The 5,372-nt window shown below is 37.7% G+C and carries 3 protein-coding genes; all 3 read right to left on the bottom strand.

Annotated elements, in window-relative coordinates; all coding sequences use genetic code 11:
- Nucleotides 1-353, bottom strand: a 353-nt coding sequence (locus tag AC2SLT_RS12945; protein WP_486548066.1) for a hypothetical protein, incomplete at its 3' end; no start/stop codon positions are given.
- 41 nt (nucleotides 354-394) lie between these two features.
- Nucleotides 395-1,336, bottom strand: a complete 942-nt coding sequence (locus AC2SLT_RS12940; protein ID WP_486548065.1) for an OmpA family protein — start codon at nucleotides 1,334-1,336, stop codon at nucleotides 395-397.
- Between the two features lie 1,207 nt (nucleotides 1,337-2,543).
- Nucleotides 2,544-5,219: an Ig-like domain-containing protein gene (locus AC2SLT_RS12935; RefSeq protein ID WP_486548064.1), complete on the bottom strand. Its 2,676-nt coding sequence runs from the start codon at nucleotides 5,217-5,219 to the stop codon at nucleotides 2,544-2,546.
- Nucleotides 5,220-5,372 lie beyond the last annotated feature (153 nt).

The following is a 5,372-nucleotide window of genomic DNA, read 5'->3' as shown; positions in this document are numbered from 1 at the left end:
CTGTCACCTGCGGCCAGTTCTGTGACAAAGTCTTCTACTTCACCGGTATCTGGTACATAGTAGTAGTAGCTGCCATCTTCTGCTAGTCCTATGAGCGCACTTTCAGCCTCGTCATAATAACCTTCTATTATAAGGTCGCTGTCTTGGCCGGTTTCTTCTATGGATACGTGTAAGTCTTTACCGACACGTTTGGTGATGATGTGATCTGGTGCTCGGCCCGTCGAGGTGTCGATAAGTTCATAGTTTACTTTGTTTGTGGCTTTGATGACGGTTGGTTGTCCGTCTTTGGTGACAACTTGATGTTCGGCTATGCTTTGTACGGCATCATTTACTTTTACAATTATCGTTTTCATTTTGTATTCCTTGGATTCGCTTTTTATTTTTGAGTGTGTCTTTATTCTTCAGTAGCACTTACGGTGGCAACGACGCGGCGGTTGTTGTAACGACCTTCGGATGTGGCGTTGGTGTCTACTGGTCTGCTTTCTCCGTAGCCTACTGTGCTTAATCGGTTTGGTGCGATGCCATACTTCATAACCAATTCTTTTTTAACGGCTTCAGCGCGACGTTTTGATAAGTCCATGTTGTAGCTGTTTGTTCCGATACTGTCGGTGTGACCTTCAATGACGGTGCTGGTGTCTGGATATTTCTTCATATAGTCTGCAACCGCTTCGATGCGGGGGTTGAATACAGGCTGAATGACGGCTTTGTCAAATTCAAACAATACTTTTAGGTTTATTGGTTCGTCTATTTCAATGACAATCGGCGGCTCAGGCTCAACTATCTCTGGACAGTCGCGAACAACACGGCTGATTTGATGGGTTTGTTCGCTTTGGGTGCTTAGTATTTGCTGCGCGGCGCTTTCTTCAAGCTTGCTTAACGTCGGTGTGCCTGTGGCGTCATCAATGTCAATGTATATGTAGTAGTTTTCTTGGGGGGTGAATTCAACGAGATGACTAAAGGCGTTGGTGAGATCGTTTGTTTTAAGTCCGGTTGGTGCGACACTGATGTTGTGTTGTCCACTGCAGTAACGTATTTGTGAGTAGTGCCCTGGTTGTAGACTGACTTGGAATCGGCCGTCAATGGCGATATTGGCACTGGTTTGTAGTCCGTCGTTGTCTAGGGGACGTACAAAGATGAGGTTGGTTTCATTTGCCGCTAGTTCACTGGCATTCATGGGTTGAAAAGCGGTGTCACCCGTTTTGTGCCAGCCTATATGGTCTACTTGACGCATGCTGTCTTCTGCTGTTGCTGTGTACCCTATTCCAAACATAATCGCCCATAGGGAGGTGACTAGGCTACAGGTCCGAAGATGTCTTTTGGCTTGAATGTATTTCATTGGTGTCATCCTTAGTTGTGTTTAATCTCTATACGTAAAAGTGTTATGGGTTGTTTTAATTGTTTTATAAAAGTTATATAAAATAATTAAATAGCCATAGAATATTTAAAACAACCTATAATACCTTTCATAAATACTGATTTTATTAATCTTTATTTCATAAAAATAAAGTCTTAATAATTAAACATTAAAAATAAAATTATAGTTTATAAATGGTTATTTGAAATTATATTGAATTAAAAACTTTGAGGATTATAATCAATTAATTGATATATTAAAAATTTTATTTAATTTAACATCACTATATTTCTGTAACCAATTTATATCATCTTATAAACCCTATTTAATCTAATGAAGTAAATGAAGTTAATGACTAGAACAACAATCTATATGTAAGCCATTATATTAAAGGGGTATAAGCAACAATGGATCAATGCATATAGGTTTATTATTAAAGTAAGAAAAGTCAATGTTAATAACTAACATGGCAATTTAAAGGTGAAAATTAACCTATAATAAACTTAAAAACTCAACTACTACATAATCATTATAATAGATTAAAACCAACAATCAATAAAATTTATAAAAAAGAATACATACATAATATAAATTATAGTTAATTAAAGAGTTAGTAAATCTAATAAATTCATTAATCGTAATAAATTAATGAGTTGGAAATTATTAAAGAAAAATTTTTACATATTATTTAAAATTTTAGATAACTATATAATTATCAAAGCATTACATCTTACAAATTAATATAATTGTATCTGATAAATGATTCTTATAAGTGCAGTATATTCAAGTAGTTATTTGGTTTAATTAGAAGATGCATTATAAAAACTGATTGAATAAACCCCTAAGATATATAATTATGTATAGAGCTTTAAGCTAAATAAATAGAAAATTAGTGCTTTATAGGTAGAGTGATATAGTCAAAGAAGTCTAAAATGGTTACCAGACAATCGAGTGCAAGTAGCCAGTAATACGGGAGTAGACTTAACGTGGTTAACGCCGTAACCGTTTAGTAGTTCGCTGACTATGGAGTGATAATTATGAGCGATGTTGCCTTGAATATCCTTGCACAAAAAAGCACTCCTAGCTGTACTAGAAGTGCTTTTATAAATGGTTTACTTTTAACGTAACCAGATTTTAATGAGTAATAAGTATTCATCTTACACGTCAAAAACTGGCTGTATCAAAATAGTTAGATCACAACTATTCCTTGCTCAATATAAACGTCGTGCGAATTATCAACAGCAGCTGAATGATGGTAAATATCATAGTTGATGCCCTCTACAACTGTACTCGAGGTTATCTCCCAAGTACCATCAGTGGTAGCATCATCAAATTTCGCCCTGTCCGCACCATCACTATTCCAGTTAGTAGACCCTAAATCTACTTTACTTAAGTCATTGCCTTGAATATATAACGCACCCTCACGAGTCGCATCCTGCATTAAATCTTCAAAACGGATATCAACAGCATTTTGACCAGTCATTTCAATAAGTTCAATGCCGCTGAAGTCTTTAGAAGAGACATTAGTTTCATGTAGCCAACTACTAACCAAGCTATCATCTTCATCATACGTCAGTTGCAAAGTATCAATACCCTCTCCCCCAGCTATAAATCCGTTGAGTTTCCCACCAGAGTAAGCAATAGTGTCATTACCGGCACCCGCATCAACTTGGCTATTATTGTGCATGCCATTAATAGATAAGCTATCATCACCATCACCCAACAACATTGAAGAATAGAAATGCATGGTATCTAGATTTATAACATCATCGCCTACACCAGCATCAATATGACTATTACCATTCATATCAGTGAGAGAAAGTTTATCATCCCCTGCGCCTAGATCTATACTAGATTGATAGTTAATATTATCCGCTATGGTAACGGTATCATTACCATCGCCTAAATAAACTGAAGCACGATCTCCGATAGATTGAGCAATATCCAATTGGTCAGCACCACTACCAGTAGTTATAGTACTGTTTCCTTTTACGTAACTGCCGATAGTAATGATATTATTACCATCACCTAAATTAACTTGTGCATAGGATTGAATGTCATCAGCTATGTTAAGCGTATCATCACCACTACCTGTTAGAACTTGAGCTCTACCAGAGAGATCGTTACCAATATTAATAGTATTGGCTCCATCACCTAGGTCGATCACGCTATAGCCGAGGACATTATTCTCAACGGTCACGCTATCGTTACCTAACCCACCAAAGACATGACCAAAATCATAAGCAGCAACACTACCAATATTGTTCGAAATGCTCAACGTATTGAAATCACTTTCATCATCAATTGAGCTGGCTGCGTCAAATGTATTACTGCTAGCATAATCGCTACGACCGGCACCTAGATCAATGACACCGCCGTCATCCACGGTACCATAAACGGTCACATCATCATTGCCACTGCCTGTGAAAATACGACCTCCATCAACACCCCAACCAGTAACTTCGCCCTCTCCATTGCCACCAATGACTACTGTGTCATCGCCAGTTTCGGTAAAGATAAAGCTACGCGCTTCAGGGTTACTTTGAGCTTGATAAAGATTAGAATCTAATGCGCCTTGAACATAGTATGTATCATTACCACTACCCAATAAAGCTACCGTATACCCATTTTGATCATCACGTATATGTACAACGTCATTACCAGCATAAGTTTCCATCTTCCATACGGTATTACCATCACCGATATCTCTTTCAAAATCGCCATCCCAACGTGATTCGATAAGGCTGCCTTGATCATCTACGCCATCATAACCAATATAGATATAGTCATTTAAAATACCTGTGTCATAATTGATATCAGTGCCATACTTTCCACCAGACTTACCGCGATGGTCAGAAGGACCTTGAGTATCATTTAGGTTATATCCTAAATGCCATAGGTAAATTGGGTCTGCATCTGGAATCGTTAAATCAACAATGGCAGTATCTGTCGCTACAGAGGATACATTACCCGCCTGATCAGTAACTGTCGCTGTAACTTCAATAGTTTGTCCGTCAACTGGTGGCAAGCTTGCTTGATATCCATTATTAATGATATCTTCAGTTATAATAACTTCTTCACTATTCACTGTTAAAATATTACCTACTACCGCATCTGGACTGACAGTAACAAGATAATTTATATTGCCTTCTTGATCCGTTGTATCCGTTTCGTTTTCAATATAGCTGATGTTACCATCGTTATTAGCATCTTCTGTAATGATGACAGTTGGTGCTTCTGGCGCAATTAGATCTGCATCTGCTACGGGTACATCGGTGGCAGTACCAGTATTACCAGCTGCGTCAGTAATAGAAGCTATAACTGGTTGTCCGGGTAGAACATCCACCTCAAACCCATTATCAATCATATCTTGAGTAATCGGATAGTCTACACCGTTAACGGTTAGAATATCACCAGGTTTGGTAGTTTCAAACTCATTGTCTGAGGTTGGTAGCGTTATGGTCGCTGTTACCGTACCATCTGGATTGGCGTCTCCAATATTGTACTCACCATTTGGTCCAGACGGTTCAGGAAGCTCAATAACTGGCTCTAATGGCGGCGTGGTATCGACATTGAAATCTAAATCAAACCGGTTACCTGGTTCAAGAGTCTCGCCATTAAGATATTCATTAGCTTGTATTCTTATTCTAGCAGGTCCGTTAAAATCAGGTAAAGCTGTCACTGTTCCAGTCCAGCTTTGTCCATTGTCAGTTGTAGCAAAATCATTAACGATTACACCAGTTAGGAGTAAATCATTAATATCAAAGTCTAAAACGATTGTATCAAACACAATCGTTAAAGTTGTTTCGTCATTAGCAGACAGATTGTCATCTGCTAATTCAAATGTTCTAAAACTAGTACTCATCTTTTAAATCCTTTAGTCAATAATTGTTTGCAATAGTAACTGTACATACTGCAAGTTAAATCTTTAATTAAAGCTCAAAGTTATAAGTTATAACTTCGAGCATGTTCCTGAATACATTTGTTATCTATATAACCTCACCCTGGACATACTCAG

Source organism: Psychrobacter sp. CX18 (assembly GCF_057396215.1).
This window is presented reverse-complemented; position numbering and strand designations above follow the sequence as displayed.

What these genes read in the sequence shown, in the direction of transcription:
- AC2SLT_RS12940 (WP_486548065.1), bottom strand. Translation starts at nt 1,336, where the DNA reads ATGAAATACATTCAAGCCAAAAGACATCTTCGGACCTGTAGCCTAGTC.
- AC2SLT_RS12935 (WP_486548064.1), bottom strand. Translation starts at nt 5,219, where the DNA reads ATGAGTACTAGTTTTAGAACATTTGAATTAGCAGATGACAATCTGTCT.